This is a genomic window from Streptomyces sp. NPDC006872 (assembly GCF_040635845.1).
Lineage (GTDB): Bacteria > Actinomycetota > Actinomycetes > Streptomycetales > Streptomycetaceae > Streptomyces.
Map to the genome: position 1 here is coordinate 17543 of NZ_JBEYIL010000012.1, position 12319 is coordinate 29861.

General features: G+C 71.0%; 17 protein-coding genes. All 17 read right to left on the reverse strand.

What is annotated here, in order from left to right; translation table 11 throughout:
- Window positions 1-20: 20 nt before the first annotated feature.
- The 17 genes from ABZ725_RS31775 to ABZ725_RS31855 all read right to left on the reverse strand — a co-directional run bounded on the left by ABZ725_RS31775 (window position 21) and on the right by ABZ725_RS31855 (window position 12258).
- Window positions 21-680 (reverse strand): hypothetical protein, encoded by a 660-nt coding sequence (locus tag ABZ725_RS31775; protein WP_358805939.1) that lies wholly within the window; start codon window positions 678-680, stop codon window positions 21-23.
- Window positions 677-1426, reverse strand: coding sequence for a hypothetical protein (locus tag ABZ725_RS31780; RefSeq protein WP_358805940.1), 750 nt, complete (start codon window positions 1424-1426; stop codon window positions 677-679). Before ABZ725_RS31780 ends, ABZ725_RS31775 begins: the two co-directional genes overlap by 4 nt.
- A 274-nt stretch (window positions 1427-1700) precedes the next feature.
- On the reverse strand, window positions 1701-2087 hold the full coding sequence (locus tag ABZ725_RS31785) for a hypothetical protein (protein WP_358805941.1): 387 nt from the start codon (window positions 2085-2087) through the stop codon (window positions 1701-1703).
- 158 nt (window positions 2088-2245) lie between these two features.
- Window positions 2246-2743, reverse strand: a complete 498-nt coding sequence (locus ABZ725_RS31790; protein ID WP_358805942.1) for a hypothetical protein — start codon at window positions 2741-2743, stop codon at window positions 2246-2248.
- A gap of 119 nt (window positions 2744-2862) precedes the next feature.
- Window positions 2863-3219 carry a hypothetical protein gene (locus ABZ725_RS31795; RefSeq protein WP_358805943.1) on the reverse strand — a complete coding sequence of 119 codons (357 nt, stop codon included), beginning with the start codon at window positions 3217-3219 and terminating at the stop codon, window positions 2863-2865.
- 442 nt (window positions 3220-3661) lie between these two features.
- Complete coding sequence (locus ABZ725_RS31800) at window positions 3662-4447, reverse strand: hypothetical protein (protein ID WP_358805944.1); 786 nt, start codon at window positions 4445-4447, stop codon at window positions 3662-3664.
- 102 nt (window positions 4448-4549) lie between these two features.
- Window positions 4550-4837: a hypothetical protein gene (locus ABZ725_RS31805; protein ID WP_358805945.1), complete on the reverse strand. Its 288-nt coding sequence runs from the start codon at window positions 4835-4837 to the stop codon at window positions 4550-4552.
- Window positions 4838-4858: 21 nt separating this feature from the next.
- Window positions 4859-5386, reverse strand: coding sequence for a hypothetical protein (locus ABZ725_RS31810; RefSeq protein WP_358805946.1), 528 nt, complete (start codon window positions 5384-5386; stop codon window positions 4859-4861).
- Complete coding sequence (locus ABZ725_RS31815; RefSeq protein ID WP_358806210.1) at window positions 5386-6135, reverse strand: glycosyltransferase; 750 nt, start codon at window positions 6133-6135, stop codon at window positions 5386-5388. Before ABZ725_RS31815 ends, ABZ725_RS31810 begins: the two co-directional genes overlap by 1 nt.
- A 54-nt stretch (window positions 6136-6189) precedes the next feature.
- Window positions 6190-6816 (reverse strand): hypothetical protein, encoded by a 627-nt coding sequence (locus ABZ725_RS31820; RefSeq protein WP_358805947.1) that lies wholly within the window; start codon window positions 6814-6816, stop codon window positions 6190-6192.
- A gap of 5 nt (window positions 6817-6821) precedes the next feature.
- Entirely contained in the window at window positions 6822-7367 is a 546-nt protein-coding gene (locus tag ABZ725_RS31825) for a hypothetical protein (protein WP_358805948.1), read from the reverse strand.
- A complete protein-coding gene (locus ABZ725_RS31830) occupies window positions 7364-8059 on the reverse strand; it encodes a hypothetical protein (RefSeq protein WP_358805949.1) in 696 nt (231 codons plus the stop codon). Before ABZ725_RS31830 ends, ABZ725_RS31825 begins: the two co-directional genes overlap by 4 nt.
- Window positions 8060-8099: 40 nt before the next feature.
- Entirely contained in the window at window positions 8100-8270 is a 171-nt protein-coding gene (locus ABZ725_RS31835) for a hypothetical protein (protein WP_358805950.1), read from the reverse strand.
- A gap of 26 nt (window positions 8271-8296) precedes the next feature.
- On the reverse strand, window positions 8297-8821 hold the full coding sequence (locus ABZ725_RS31840; RefSeq protein ID WP_358805951.1) for a hypothetical protein: 525 nt from the start codon (window positions 8819-8821) through the stop codon (window positions 8297-8299).
- A 28-nt stretch (window positions 8822-8849) separates the two neighbouring features.
- Entirely contained in the window at window positions 8850-9500 is a 651-nt protein-coding gene (locus ABZ725_RS31845; protein WP_358805952.1) for a hypothetical protein, read from the reverse strand.
- A gap of 767 nt (window positions 9501-10267) precedes the next feature.
- The gene (locus ABZ725_RS31850) at window positions 10268-11773 is read right to left on the reverse strand and encodes an ATP-binding protein (RefSeq protein ID WP_358805953.1); all 1506 of its coding nucleotides are present in this window, start codon (window positions 11771-11773) and stop codon (window positions 10268-10270) included.
- On the reverse strand, window positions 11770-12258 hold the full coding sequence (locus ABZ725_RS31855; protein WP_358805954.1) for a DUF6238 family protein: 489 nt from the start codon (window positions 12256-12258) through the stop codon (window positions 11770-11772). Before ABZ725_RS31855 ends, ABZ725_RS31850 begins: the two co-directional genes overlap by 4 nt.
- Between the last annotated feature and the right edge of the window lie 61 nt (window positions 12259-12319).

The following is a 12319-nucleotide window of genomic DNA, read 5'->3' on the forward strand; positions in this document are numbered from 1 at the left end:
TTGTGGCGGAAGAGGGGCGGTCAGCGGCTCCGGCCGGGCGCCGCGGGGACGGGCTTGGCCGTGGTGCCGGGGGATGGAGCAGATGCCGGGATACGGGCGGCCTGGTTGCGGATGTCTTGGAGCCGCTGGGTGTGGCGGGACAGGGCGTTGACCGTGTCGATCAGCTGCTCGGCGGGGGCCGCTGGGCGTCCGGCATCGTGGAGGCGGTCGTTCCGACGCGTCCAGAGAGACACCAGGATGTCGCGCAGGCGGGGCAGCACACCGTCGTCGGGAGCGACGATCTCGGTGAGGATGGAGGCCAGTTCGTGGCCGCCGCTGGCGTTGCGGGCGCGTTCGGCGAGGTGGTCCAGGTAGCGGTGGGCGGCCTGCCGGTCCTCGTCCCGCCTGCTCAGGGTGTTGAGGGCGGGGTCGAGGTGGACGCTGTATCCGGCCTGCAGCAGGGCCAGGGCTGCGGCGGTGGCGCCGGTGCGCTGCTCGTCGACAGCCATGGTGTGGGGCTGGTGGTGGTAGGGGCCGCGAGGGCCGGGGGCCTCGATGAATCCTCCGGCCGTCTGGAGAATGCCGGCCGCGCGTTCGTCGCCGCCGATGGCGACGACGAGCTGTGTGCGCGGATCGCGGGTGATGGTGATGTAGCTGAGGACGAAGAACTCCGGCGCGCCACCAGGGGCCCGGCCTGTCACCGGGTTCGGTGCGGGGCCGGAATCGGCGGGGCGGGCCGCTGGGCAGGTGTGATGTCCAGCGCGGCCCGGCCTGTCGGGCGGGACAGGAGGACGCCGACACCCAGCTCGGACAGACGGTGGCCGGCTGCGCGGACGGACGCGGCCACCCGGGCTGAGTCGCCGTCGGACAGTACAAACACGTTCCGGCTTGTGTCGAAGGTGAAGCCGTACTCGGTCAGTGCCCGGGCGATGTCGTCGCGATCGGGCTTGGCGACGACGAGGTCCTCGCCGGACCAGGTCATCACGACGCGCTGCTCGTCGGCCAGGGCCGCAGCAAGGCGGGAGGCGTTGTCCCGTACCTGGGCGAGAGCCTGGTCGTAGCGGGGCAGCAGGCGCAGCCGGACGTGCTTGGCAGCGTGGAAGGGGTCCGCGTCGACGGCAATACCGTCGGGCTCGCGAACGTCGCGGAACGCCTCGATGGGCAGGTCCTTGGGCGCCATGGCGGCGATGAGGAAGCCGTCGTCGTGGCCCTCGCGGTCCATGACGAACAGCCGCGTGCCGTCCACGCGCCGGGTCAGGACCGCGCAGTGGTCGAGACTGTACTCGGCCATGGCATCGGCGACCTGGTCCATGTCCCAGACATCGACGGCCAGTTCGTCGTGGTCGTTGTCTCCGCGGTCGGGGTGGTACTGGCTGCTCCACTGGCCGGGCAGTTCGCCGGCGAGGACGGCGGCGAATGAGACGAGAGAGTCATCGGGGGCGTGCAAAAGTCTCCTCGGGAAGGGACAGGCGGGTCATCTCCGGCGGCTGGTGGGGACCGGCGCGGTAGGGAGGGGACCGGGGCTGGTGGGGATGCGGGGTGGCGGGCAGGCGCAGACGGCGGAGGCTTCCGTCTCGCCCGGGCCGGTCTCGGTCGTACACGGCCGCCGGCCGGCCGGGAGGCCAGCTGCGCGGGCCAGTGGGGTGCCGGGATGGCCGAGGCGTCTTCGACACCGGCACGCAGCAGGGTCACGGACCTTCTGGGGCGGCGGGTGGGGAGAGTCACCGGCCACCTCGGGCGTCGGCGAGGTGGACGAGCTGGTTGAGGTGGGTGAGGGAGTACCAGCCGCAGTCGAAGGACCCGCTCCCGACGGGCACCTTGGGCAGGACGTAGTCCTCCAAGGCGCGCCGGTAGATCAGGCAGTCGGGGCAGTGGCGGGAGAGGTGGATCATGTAGCGGGGATGAGCGGTGATGAAGGTGCGCTCGCCGCCCTTGGGGTTGCGCAGCCGCCAGCCGTCCTCGTCCGTCGGCAGGTGCCAGGAAGGAGCGACGATCATCATGACGTCGCCCGACAGCCTGCCGTCGGCGACGCCGGTGGGGATCACGACGGAGTCGCCAGGGGCGAAGTGGGCATGGGTGATGTCCCGTCGGGCGGTCAGCGGCTCCAAGGACGGTCTCCAAGCGGCTGGTATGTGCGAGGGGCCGGGAGCGTCGGGCACAGCAGGGGGTCCTTCCACGAGCGGCACAGGGTGGCGGTGGAAGGTCAATGCTCCGGAGGATCCCCGGTTTCGATAACCGGCGATCGTCGGGTACAACCGCTGGTCGGCTACCGGTACGGGTTCTCGGTGAGGCGGTCGTTCTCGGTTGCGGCGTCGAGGAGTTCGGGCAAATCGGTGCCCTCGCCATCGCGCTGGTCGATCCACCATCCGGCCCTGGTGACGGTACGGACCTTCTCCTCCAGGACGGTCCAGTCGGTCTCGTCCCAGGTGCCCTCGGTGACCAGGGCGGCGTATGCGCGGGTGACCAGCTGGTGGCGGGAGCGCTCGCCCCAGCCTTGGGCGCGTTCGGTGCCCTCCAGCGGCGGCATCTCGAACTGCTCGGCCCATACGGTAGCGGCCTGCTGTTCTTCGATTCGCTTGGCGGCCAGCCACTCCTCCTTGCCGGCGCTGTCGCCGTCGCGGGCGGCCTTCCAACAGTCGGTGCAGTCGCGTTCGGTGAGCCAGCGGGCGAAACTGGCGCGCCGGTCGGCAGGGCGGTCGGACAGGTTGTGCGTGATCTCGTGTCCACAGGCGTGGACAACGGTCCAGATCTTCTGGACGGCCATGGACGGGAATTCTCCTTGTGTCGGGGGCGAGGGCTGGTGGGTCAGGGGGTGCGGCAGGTGGATGCGTGCTGCTCGGCGAAGAGCGTCCGGGCGGCATCCTTCGTGTCGCGGGCGTTGAGTCAGCGGTGCTGTCGTCGTACGCCGGCCGGTGGAGCGGGCTGGGCGGTCATCGCGGTCTTCGCGCGGCGTGCCGCGGGCGGCTCGGAGGCGGCGGGCGGTGCGGGGCGCAGGTCCGGGTCGAGGTCTACGCGGTAGCGGGCGGCGGTGAGCATGTCGGCCGCCCAGCTGGCGTGTTCGTTCTCCCAGGCGCGGCCGAGGTCGAAGGGCAGCCGGACCCACTGCCCGCGCAGCGTCGGAAAGGTCATGAATCCGGCGCGGGCCAGGATGCCTGCGGCGAACTCGTCGTACGGTCCTTCGACTTCGACCTCTCCGCCTTCGCCGCGGGTGATGCGGATCGGCTCGCTGGTCAGGTTCACCGGCTCCGTCCTTGACCGGCAGCCGGGGCTTTACCGGCGGCGGGCGGCGCCGACGGTGCGGCGTTGGCCAGGGCTGTGATCCGGGAGGGGCGTACGGCGGCGGCCCGTGCGATGCGGGAGCGCCGTTCGGCCAGGGCGTTGCTGGCCGTCGGCCGGGGTGGAGCTGATGCGTGGGCGGGATCGAGGGTGCTGTCGACCCGCACGCGGTAGCCGAGGCGGCGCAGGTCGTGGATGGCCTGTTGGGTGCGGCGCAGCCCGTCCCGTTCCGGTTCGGTGAGCCGGTACAGGCCCGGCGAGAAGGGGACGGGCTCGAACTGCTCGCGGACGAGGAACCATTCGGCCAGGTGGGGGGTGAAGCTCGGAGCGGCGGTGGCGACGAAGCCGTGTTCGGGATGGTGACGGAAGCGGAAGTGGTCGGACAGAGACGGATCCCTTCTGCTGGTCAGCGGCGAGGGGCCGGTGGATGGGAGGGGCGTGGTACGGCGGGCTGGGCGCAGGGAACGGGCCCGCCGACGGGCGGCCGGGCGGGGCCGCTGGGCTCGGCCGAGCGGGCGATGCGCACGAACGCGTCGCGCTGGGCGAGCCAGGTCTCGATGGCCGGCACGGCCTCAAGTCCGAGCCGGGTCCGTACCTCGGCCGGCGGCAGGAGGCGGGCGGAAGGCTGGACGGAGGCGGGGTTCTGGCCGTGCCGCCAGGCATCAAGTGCCGCCTGGCTGGAGGCGAGAGCCTCGCTCAGCTGGACCACGATATCGGCGTCGGCAGAACGGCCGGTGGCCGCGGCACCGCACTGTTGCAGCAGGCCGGGCGCGTGGGTGAGGACGGAACGGAAGGTGCGCCAGGCGCGCTCGGCGAAGACCCTGTTCGCCTCCCTTCGTCCGTGGCCGTCGAGGAGGGTGCCGTCGCTGGAACGGCCGGATACCCAGATCGCCGTCACGCCGTCGTATGCGGCGCGCAGTTCGTCCAGTGCGGTGATCACGGCGTCCAGACGCCGCGAGTGCAGGGCCCGGTGGTAGGCAGGCAGGAACGCATCCGTGATGGCTTCGGCCGCCAGGTCCGGCTGGGAGGGGAGCACGATGCTGGTCGGTGCGTAGGGGTTGTCGTAGCTGTCGTCGAACTCCCGGGGGGAGGCGAGCGCCCCGACCAGATAGCCGCGCTGGGGATCCTCGCCCCGTTCCGCGAGCAGCAGTTCGACGCCGGTGTCGCTGGTGAGCGTCGCCGCGTATGGCACCCGCTGGTCCTCCACCGTCCGGACGAGTTCACCGCGGTCCCACAGCCAGGGCAGCAGATCGCCCTGCCAGACGGGGTGGGCGTAGATCTCGACCTGCGCGGTTCACGTCCCGGGCAGCTGCGCGGCGATTCGGTCGGCGATGTCGCCGAGGAACGGACGGGGGCTGACGTCCACGGTGGCGTGGTGGCGGTGGGCGAGGGGCAGCAGCTTCGCGGTGGCAGCGCGGACGTCGGGGCCTGGCGTGCTGTAGCTTCCGTCGTCTCGTTTGGTGAATCCGGCCTGTTCCAGGGCGGTGTGGGCCCACCGGTACTGCTCGCCGTGGGCGATGGCGACCAGGCTGGCGGCACGGCTGTAGGCAAGCCGGATCTCGGCAGGAGGGTTCGGGGACATCTCGGGGGTCCTTCGACGGGCTCAGTGGCGGTTCGGCTGCCGTGGCTGTGGCGCAGCAGCAGGCTGGGTCTGTAGCCCGGTCGTTCGAGGCGTGGATGACCCAGCCGGTGTGGATGTCGTGCGCAGGGCGGCGGCGGAGTGGCGCAGGCGGGCGCGGGCCGCGACGTATTTCTCGGCCGTCATGATCCGCAGGACCTCGGGGTCGTTGCGCAGAGGCGAGTGGGCGAGGTCCTCCACGGCCGCGCGCTGGAAGCCGGTCGTGGCATAGGTCAGGGCCTCGGCGAGTGTGTCCAGAGCTTGCGCGATACCGGCGGTGGCCCTGGCGAGCCGGACCAGGGCGACGCGTTCGGGCGGATAGACCGTCTCTGGCGCGGTGAACCGTTCCTGCGCGCGTTCGATGGCGTGCTGTAGATGGTGGCCCAGCGTGCCGATGTCGTCGGTAAGTGTGACCAGGTCGACAGCGTCCGGGCTGGTGGGGAATTGGACTGCCAGCTCGTCCAGACGCTGGGCCAGATAATCGAGCGTGGCTGGGGTGACGGAGGAAGACATCAGACCACCCCAACTGCATTGCTCGTTTCCCGGCCGGAGACGGTGGCTCGCAGGCTGCGTCCGTAGTTCCACGCATGCCGCCGAGCCCCCGGCTCCAGGACGTCGTAGCCGTCCTGGCGGGTCATCTGACCTGGGTGTTTGCGGTAGCGGTAGACCGGGACGGGCAGCAGGATGCCCGGCGCGAGACAGGTGACGCCGATCGCCGCCATGTAGTCCTCGCCCTGGACGAGCCCGCCCATCGGGGCTGCGCGTACGAGATCGGTACGCGCCAGGATCGTGGTCGGCCCGATCGGGATGGTGTCCTCGGGCCTCGTCCAGTAGGTCCACACGTCTCCGGCCTCGTGCCGACCGGGCGGTGTCGGGCACCGCCACAGCGAGGTCGTGCCGTCCGGGTGAAGGTCCTCGCTGTATCCCGCGCACCAGCCCAGGCCGGTCATCTCCAGGGTGCGCAACCGTACGGCCATGGCATCGTCGGTGAACTCGTCATCGTCGTCCGCCCAGTTGACGAACTCGGTGCGCACGCTGCCCAGGGCGAGGTTGCGGGCGCAGGCCGCGCCGACTTGCCGGGGTAGCGAGAGGATGCGTACGCGCGAGTCCTCGGCGAGGGGCGTCGGCAGGTGTCTGCGGTCGGCGCCGTCGAGCGCGATCACGGCCTCCCAGGGCACACTCTGCCGGGTGAGGCTCTCGTACATGGCCGTCAGGTGTTCGAGCCGGTCGGGGCGCAGTTGGGTGGCGATGACGACGCTGATCTTGGCGGTGGGGGAGTGCAGGAGGTTCTCCGCGGCAGAGGGGGCGAGAAGGGGTCAGCGGCGGGGCGCGGTACGAGGTGTGCCGGTCGGCGCTGGAGCTGTGGCTGGTGTGCTGGGGGCGGTCGCCCGGGGTGGCAGGGTGGCCGGGATCGGGTGGCCGGGGCGCCAGCGGTAGGTGCCGTTGCTGAACCGGGCCCGCGGGTCGGTGGCCCAGGCCACGACGGGGCCGCGGTCTTCCGCGTGGAGGGAGATGACCTCGATGCCATGCGGGTGCAGGACGTACCCCCAGTCCAGGCCCCCGTGGGACTTGTCGGTGACGGTCCACGGCACAGGCTCGGTTGCGCCGACGGTGATGACGTGGGCGTTGTCGTTCTTCCTGCTGGGGTGTTCGTCGCTGCCGACGAGTTCGGCGCGCAGGGGTTCGGGGGCGCCGTCGAGGAGGTCGGTGCCCAGCTGGGACCAGCCCTCGGGTGCCTCGTCGATCAGGTGCCGGCACAGGGCGTCGAGGTCACCGTCGAAACGGTACTGGTGGGCGCCGAGCAGCAGCGGGAGGTGGTGGCTGGGGTAGCCGTCCCAGTGGACGTAGACGCGGGCATATCCGGTGTCGGTGGGGCGGGCGATGAAGGAACGGGTGGCCAGGGAGTTCTCCAAGGACGTGCGGATGATGGGTGGTTGACGCAAGTGCTTCAGGGGCGGCGGCGTGCGGGATGGGCGCCTCCGGCGTCGGCGGCCCGGCGGTGCTGCTCGCTGACAGTCGGCATCGGGGAGGACGCCGAACCGGGTTGAGCCTCAGCGAGCGCGTTGGTGACGGCTTCGAGAGCACGCTGGAGGCTGCGCAGCGCGGCGGCGTGGCCGAGGGTGATGCTCAGCTGGCTCTCGACCGGGGTAGCGGTGCCGGGGCGAGGAGTGAGCCGGTGGGTGTCGGCGAGCCCGGTCACCGTTGTGCTCAGGTGGGTGGCGGCGCGGTTGCTGTGCGCGAGGGCGGTGGCCAGCTGGGTCAGGTACTCACGTCCCGCGTCGGTCTTTGCGAGGGAGCTGTCGGTGGACTGCCGCAGATCGGCGACGAGGCCGGAGGACAGGTTGTACACGGCGACCAGCTGGTCCAGTACGGGTACGAGTGCAGCTTGCGCGCTGCCGGTCTGCGGCGGGAGCAGGCCGACGGCGGTCTCGTTGATGCGGCGCCGCCAGGTGGTCAGGCGGGCGTGGACGAAGGCGTCGTGGCTCTCGCTCATCGGCGGTTTCCCTTGCGCGGGTCGCCCCGTGGAAGGGGCGGGTGGGAGCGCGGGCCCTCGATGGAGTGCACGGTGATGTGGAAGTCGCGGTGCCGCAGGCGCTGGAGGCTCTTGATCAGCTGACGCCGGGTCTGCTCGGGGGTGAGGGTGTCCGGCAGGTGGCATTCGCCGGTGGCGGGGTCGAGCAGAAAGCCGCCGTGTGCGAGCAGTTCGATGAAGACGGTGATGTAGCCGGTGCGGATCCGTGGACGCCGCTGGGCGTCGAGGGTGACGTGGACCTGGAGATGGCCGGGGCTGCTGCGCCGGATCGGGGTGGGGGACGCGAAGCGGTAGTCGGCCAGCAGCCGGCGGTGCATCCTGGCTGCGGCCCGGATGGGATCGGCGGGGACGGCGATGCCGCGCGGAGCTTTGAGACCCTGGACGTGCTGGTGGCTGGTGTTGGCGGGCAACATCGGCAGGACGAGGTACTGCTCCGGGCGGTGGGGGCGCGGCATGACGTACAGCTGCAGGCCCCAGTGGTGCGTCAGGACGCTGCGCTGGACGTCGTCCGTTTGGAACGCGGCGTAGGGCAAGGGGCCGCTGTCCCAGATTCGGTTGCTGGCCGGGTCGTCGGTGGTGGGCACCGAGGTGGGGGAGGGCTGCCAGCCGGGCAGACGGTCGGCGAGCGCGTGGGTGAACTCGGTTATGCGCAAGGGCGGTTCCTCATGTGGTGGGGTGTTGAGGGGGCCGTGGTCACGAGGAGGTGGTCATGCCGTGGGCATCGGTGCGGCGACAGGTGTAGCCGATCAGCGTCGACCTGCCCGGCGTGGTGGGGACGGTGGCGACATCGGAGCAGGTGAACGTGTACGTGAATGACGGGCTGTTGGCTGTGCCGAGCCAGGCGCGGTCCTTCTTCTCCGGCACGATCTCGAGCCCGGAGTAGGTGACCGTCAGCGGGTACGGGATGAGGCCGGGGACGGTGCGGGCAAGGCCGCTGCGGCGGATGCCGTCGGGGCGTCGGCGGTGGTGCGCAGTTGCCGGGCCGCGTGGGCGAGGTGCCCACGCGCGGAGGCAACACTGTCGACGAGCGCTTGCCGGGCAACCTCTGTCGCCTGGGCATGGCCGGGGCCGGCTGCGTGATGGGTGAGGTCGATCAGGACACCGAGGCGGTGGACAGCGTCGCCGAGGGCGGCAAGCGCTGCGCCCGTGGGCTGGGCGGCTCGTGCGAGGGCCAGTGCCACGCGGCGGTTGGGAGTCTGCGGTCGGCGCAGTGAGCGGGCAGTGGCGCGGTGTCGGAAGGCCGTCTCTCCGGAGAGAAAGGTCAGCAGTCGGGCCAGATTGCGGACTTCGTCGTCCAGGACTTCGCCGACGGCAGGATGGGGGCCGAGTTGGTCGGGCAGCGGCAGGCAGTCGGACACGCCGTTGAGGCGGTCGGCGACGTCGTGCAGGAGCATCCGCTGGTCAGGTTCGGACACGGGTGGCTCCGGTCGGTTGCGGACGTTGTCAACGGCTGCGGGGCGGCTGCGACGGTTGCGGGAGACCGGGCAGGGCAGAGGGCCGGTTGGTGGTGGGCGCTGCGGGTGCGGCGCGGCGGAGGTTGACGCCGATGCCCTGGGCGGTGAGCTTCCGGACGGCGGACTGGATGAGCATGGCCCGGTCGGCGTCGCTGTGGGAGGCGGGCAGCAGGAACGCTGACTCGTGCGGGCTGTAGTGGAAGCGGTGGCTGTACAGGACGCTGCGGGCATCATCCGGGACGCTCGCGTACGGTGCTCCGACGGCGCCGTCTGGGTACCAGATCAGGGTGAGTGTCTGGTTGGCTTCGGCGGCGTGCGGCCGGTGTGGGGGTTCTGGCTGTGTTCGCGCGTTGTCCCGGACTGTCTCCAGGGCCTGGCGGTAGCGGGGAAGGACACGGCGCGCGACGGCAGCGGCGGCGCGGACCGGATCGTCCGGGACAGCGATGCCGTTCGGCTCATCGACTCTGCGGAAGTGGTGCGGCTTGAACCCTTCGGGCTCGAGCGGGGCGACCAGGTACCGGCGGGGGTAGCGGGGGCGCTCGATGATGCAGAGCTGTTCTTCTTCAGGTCCGTCGAGGAGTGCGATGGGGGCATTGGGGAAGTCCTGGAGGGCCGAATTGGGGGTGCCGCAATCCCACACGCGGTCGGCGAGCAGCCGTTGGTCTTTGGGAGCAGGGAAGCCTTCGTACTTGCGGTACCACTGCCCGGGCAGGTGCTGGGCGAGCGCAGTGGCGAAAGTACTGGGGTTGCGTGACAGGCGGGTGCCTCCTTGCGACAGAGGGAAGGGGCGGGAGGGACCGATCGGTGACTATCCAGTTGAGGCAGTGGTCAACGTTGTGGCCGTCCGGGGCCAGGCTTCGGGCCGGGCGGTGGCGGAGTCGACGGAGTGTTGTGGGCAGTACGGGCCTGCTTCGTCAGCACGTCGAGGTCCGGAGGCGGATCGTAGTGCGCGCGGAGAATCTGCAGGTCGGCGTCGGAGGCCATGGCGATTGCGGCCGAGATGCGGCTGGCGGCGTCCCTCAGCAGCCGGGGCGGTGAGCCCGGGGCGGCTCCGCGGTTCTGGGCACGCCAATTGGCGGTTGCCGTCAGGTGGTCGATGACCTCGTTGAGGAATGGCTCGACGGCGTCCAGGAAACCGTTGAGAATCGTGCTGAACTGGGCCGGGCTTTCAGCGGCTGCCAGCGCTGCGCTGTAGGGGCTCAGGTCCGGGGCGGGAAAGGGCTCCTGCAGCAGGGGGTGCTGGGCGCGAAAGGAGTGAGCGTCGCGCTCGGCCCATCGATGCAGGTCGTCCGACGTGGCGGACCGGGTGTGGTAGGCGGCGATCTGTTCGCCGGTGCGGCCGACGTTGTCGTACAGCTCGAAGTCAGGGTTCAGTGTGGATTCCTTTTGCCGGAGCGGCGGGGCGTTTCAGTGCATGCGGGCGTCGGTATCGAACAGCGCCAGCTCGTGGGGATGGAGTTGATGTTGGACGATGAAAGATCGTCCGGCGACCCGCCAGAGCCCGCGGCCGCGGTTGAGGTGGGCGATGGCCTCGGTTTCGACGGTGGTCAGTCCCAGTAGGGAGGCTGCGGCGTGGAGTTGGTCGGTTTCCTGGCGGTAGATGATGCGGGTGGAGCAGTCGGCCAGGAGACCCTCGGCGAGGGCGCGGCCTTGTGATCCGGCGTCGCCGGCGGTGAGCAGGTCGGACAGCCGGTGGATGACCATGAGGTTGGCGATGCCCAGGCCGCGGGAGAGTTTCCACTGGGACTGCATGCGCTGGAGGAGTCCGGGGTGGCGCATCAGGCGCCAGGCTTCGTCGTAGACGATCCAGCGCCGACCTCCGTGCGGGTCGGTGAGGGCGGATTCCATCCAGGCACTGGCGCAGGTCATGGCGAGGACGAGGGCGGTGTCGTCGCCGGAGCCGCCGAGCCGGGACAGGTCGATGGTCAGCATCGGCGAGGTGGGATCGAATCGCACGGTGGAAGGGGCGTCGAACATGCCGGCCAGGTCGCCGTGGACCAGTCTCCGCATAGCGTGGGCGAGGTCACGGGCGGCTTCGCCGAGCCGTCCGGACATGAGCCCAGCGGCGGCATCTAGCTGGTCGGGATGATTGAGGGTGGCCGCGATGTCGCCCAACAGCGGAGTGCGGTGGACGGTGGCAGCCTGGGAGACGACCGCGTCGAGGGCGACATCGAGCGCGGTGTGCTCCATCGGCAGCAGGTTGCGGCCGAGAACGGTGCGCGCGAGGGAGCCGAGCAGGAGCAGGCGGCGCTTGCGGATCTCCCCTGCCCAGTCGGCCTCCGGCACACTGTCCGGCCGTGGGGCGGCGTCCAGCGGGTTGAGTTTGCCGGGCAGGCCGGGGCCGAGGGCGATGGAGGTGCCGCCGAGCGCGGAGGCGACAGGGGTCCATTCGCCCTTGGGGTCGCAGGGCACGTAGACGCGGTAGCCGTGGGCGATGGAGCGCAGGGCGAAGGACTTGGCCAGCGCGCTCTTGCCCTGGCCGATCACTCCGGCGAGCAGGATGTTGGGGTTGGTGAACCCTTCGAGGCGCCCGTACAGGGAGAAGGGGTCGAAGGTGAAGCTGGCTTCGGCGTGGACGTCGCGGCCGATGTAGATGCCCTCGGCGCCGAGACCGCCTTCGGCGAGGAAGGGGTACGCCCCGCTGGCGGTGGCGGTGGTCATGCGGTGCTGCGGCAGCTTCAGCCGTCCTCCGCGGGCAGAGCCGGGGCCGGGACGGCCGCGGGGTGGGTACAGCGGAGGCGGCATCTCGGGCTCGACGGGCTCGCTGCCGTCCGGGTGGGCGGTGGCTTCGGCGCGGGCCTTGGCGGCGGCTTCGGCGAGCTGACGGCGAGCGGTCTTGCGGCTGGCCCGGTCGGTGCCGTGGGGGGTGAACAGGGGGGATGCCGAGGCGCGGCGGGCGGGCCGGTGGGTCATGGCAGGGCGTGCTCGATTCGGCGCGGGTTCTGGATGGTGCAGCTGGTGGTGTGGCCGTGCAATGGCGTGGCCAGGTCGGTGGGGGTGGTCTTGCGGCGGATCGCGTGGGACGCGGCCAGGTGCCGCTGGCAGATCGTGAGCACCAGCAGGCCGTCGGGGAGCCGCTCGGGTTGGCACTCCTCGGTTCCTGAGCCTTCGGTGCCAGCGGGCACGGTGTGGAAGGCGTCGTGGACGGCAGCGGTCGCCTGCCACAACCGTAGGTGCGCGGCGGCCAGATGACGCCCGGCGGCCGGATGCGGGGGCCGGGTGGTGTCGGTGAGCTGGTCGAGCAGATGGTGGGCTGCGGTGAGGTGGGCGTGCAGCGTGTCCAGGTGGAGGCGGTCGGCCGGCGCGCAGGAGGTGGCGTGGCTACGGGTGTGCTGGCGCAGGCCGGCGGTGGCGGCGCGGAGGTAGGGATGCGCGTCGGTGGTGGGGGGTGCGTTCAAGGGAGTCCTTGGTGCCGCAGAACGGCGAGGTCAGCGAGGGCGGGAACGTGGTCCGGAGAGC

What these genes read in the sequence shown, in the direction of transcription:
- ABZ725_RS31805 (WP_358805945.1), bottom strand. Translation starts at nt 4,837, where the DNA reads ATGTCCCCGAACCCTCCTGCCGAGATCCGGCTTGCCTACAGCCGTGCC.
- ABZ725_RS31790 (WP_358805942.1), bottom strand. Translation starts at nt 2,743, where the DNA reads ATGGCCGTCCAGAAGATCTGGACCGTTGTCCACGCCTGTGGACACGAG.
- ABZ725_RS31825 (WP_358805948.1), bottom strand. Translation starts at nt 7,367, where the DNA reads ATGAGCGAGAGCCACGACGCCTTCGTCCACGCCCGCCTGACCACCTGG.
- ABZ725_RS31810 (WP_358805946.1), bottom strand. Translation starts at nt 5,386, where the DNA reads ATGTCTTCCTCCGTCACCCCAGCCACGCTCGATTATCTGGCCCAGCGT.
- ABZ725_RS31850 (WP_358805953.1), bottom strand. Translation starts at nt 11,773, where the DNA reads ATGACCCACCGGCCCGCCCGCCGCGCCTCGGCATCCCCCCTGTTCACC.